The organism is Pseudomonas sp. P4_C3 (genome assembly GCF_056402075.1).
The window spans coordinates 1-2288 of the sequence record NZ_JBFUIC010000490.1 but is presented as its reverse complement, the minus strand read 5'-3'; the positions used below and the strand labels follow the sequence as shown (position 1 = coordinate 2288).

General features: G+C 53.7%; 2 protein-coding genes. One reads left to right on the top strand and one right to left on the bottom strand.

The features are described 5' to 3' along the window. Positions 1–172 precede the first annotated feature (172 nt). Positions 173–1492, bottom strand: a complete 1320-nt coding sequence (locus AC1DVH_RS29730) for a hypothetical protein (RefSeq protein ID WP_477756797.1) — start codon at positions 1490–1492, stop codon at positions 173–175. A gap of 140 nt (positions 1493–1632) precedes the next feature. Between AC1DVH_RS29730 and AC1DVH_RS29725 the strand changes: the two genes are divergently transcribed. Then, the gene (locus tag AC1DVH_RS29725; protein WP_477756798.1) at positions 1633–2286 is read left to right on the top strand and encodes an SDR family oxidoreductase; all 654 of its coding nucleotides are present in this window, start codon (positions 1633–1635) and stop codon (positions 2284–2286) included. Positions 2287–2288 lie beyond the last annotated feature (2 nt).

The following is a 2288-nucleotide window of genomic DNA, read 5'->3' as shown; positions in this document are numbered from 1 at the left end:
GCTGCACTGGATGAACAAAAGGCAGTCTCTGACTGCCTTTTGTCATTTTCCGTCGATCAATTATATAGGTGAACCCTGCGGATCGATATTTTCCAGTGCCTGATACACCTCCAACCCCAATAATCCTGCAAAACTTGGTGGTTATCCACTTTCCGAAAATACATCTAAATTATCAAYCCCGCACATTCAAACGTATCGYTCCCATGTAATTTTTTCCACCCAGTGTCGATACTGCTGATAGATGATATTCACCARGGGGTAATATCAGCTGGCCAGACGATATCCCGCTGCTATCAGTTCTGCTCATTGTTGGCAAGAGAATAGCGGAGCCMTCAACCGTCAATGAAACATTCGCTACGGGGGCGTCGTTCGGTCCGGTAACCCGAACAGCTGCGTCATAATAACCTTCCGGGAGTCTTATCACGGCTGGGGGAACAGGTAGTTCCACGTAKTCACCATTAAGCKYCTTCAAGAACCTCAGTTTATAACGCCCCAATAATCTGTTAGTCGGCGTAAGAAGCCTCACTGCTCCTCCCTCGCTAGACAACTTCAACTTGAACGTTCCATCCTTCGCTGCGCCTGTGAGCGCCCACTTGTGGATTGTGGAAAATTGGCGAAGAGGCGGTTGGCTAGCGAGATCACCCGTTTCAAGACCATAGTCAGGAACCCAGTCAAGGGCCAAGGGAACACCCCTCAACATTTCTGCGTTCTTGTAATCCAAAGTGAGTGTTTGGGCTTCCCCGCCACCGATGAAATCTGCCCCGGTTGCCGGTATCGCAACGCCGTTTAATTTAACTATCACCTCATCAGCCAGGTTGCGCGATATCACCTTGCACACGGGCAGCGTAATGCCAGTGGACATGTCCGCACCTTTCAACTCCAGTTTGAACGTGCCGCTGTTGGTATGAGAGTTGACTGCCCAGGTATTCTTGCCTGACGCGGTTACCGTCAGATTGCCAGGTTGCACGCCAGTGAGCGGCGTGCCTGTCAGCTCCAGCGGGTAGTCTTGCAGGGGGCTGCCTGGCTTGTAGGTCAGGGTGACGGGCTGCGGCTCATTCCTGAAAAACACGGCACCGGCGGCCGGGGAAGGAACACCGCTCACCAGGACCTGATCCACCTCATCCGCCAGATTGCTCGAGATTACCAGGCTTCGGTGCTCCCACGGCTCAACCACTTCCCTGCTGAAAAACACCAGGGTGATACGACCGCTCTTGCCAGCCTCCGGCTCAATCTTCCACTTGAACTGGCCATCGACAGGAGTCACCCAATCGCCAAAACTCGGCGATGCTGCGATGTTCAAACCGCCACCCTCAGCCAGCCCCAGATTGATCTCCCTGGCGATCGCGGGTGGAGCCTCCACCGTCACTTCGTTCTCCTGCCCACGGTGCAACAAAATGGGTTCGTTCCATTTCACCTCCTTACCGTTGACGGTTAACGTGGCTTGTTCCCAAGGGCTTGCTGCAGCGGTTACAACGTTTAGTTCGGCGTTCATGACGACAATTCCTTTTCAGCGATGGACATAAAAACAGTCCGTTAACTATCAGGAAAAATCGAGGTGTCGGAAACTGTCATAACTGACAGGTCAATTAGAACAAAATGCAATAAAAGCTCCAACTTTCTTATCAAAGTCATATACGGAATGAAATCAGTACTCGACTCGACAGCAGGGTCACGTTTGTCTCCGGCGCCAGCCGTGGCATTGGTGAAGCCATCACCTGCCACATTGGAGAAATGGAACAGGCCAGCCAGGTCTTCGCCGGGATCAAGGAACAGTTCGGCCGCCTCGACATCCCGGTCAACAACGCCGCGACCAACCCGCCGTTCTGCAATGTGCTGGACACCGACCTCAGCGCCTTCCAGAAAACCGTCGACGTCAATATTCGCGGTTATTTCTTCATGTCGGTCGAAGCCGGCAAGCTGATGCGCGAAAACGGCGGCGGCAGCATCATCAACGTCGCCTCGATCAACGGCGTTTCGCCGGGGATCTTCCGGGGCATCTACTTGGTGACCAAGGCGGTGGAGATCAACATGACCAAGGTGTTCGCCAAGGAGTGTGCGCAGTTTCGGATTCGGTGCAATGCGTTGTTGCCGGGCCTCACCGACACCAAGTTCGCTTCGGCGCTGGTGAAAAACGAAGCCATTCTGAACACCGCTTTACAGCAGTTTCCGCTCAAGCACGTGGCGGATCCGAGTGAGATGGCCGGGGCGGTGTTGTATCTGGCCAGCGATGCGTCGAGTTATACGACTGGGGTTTCGTTGAATGTGGATGGGGGGTTCTTGTCCTGAAC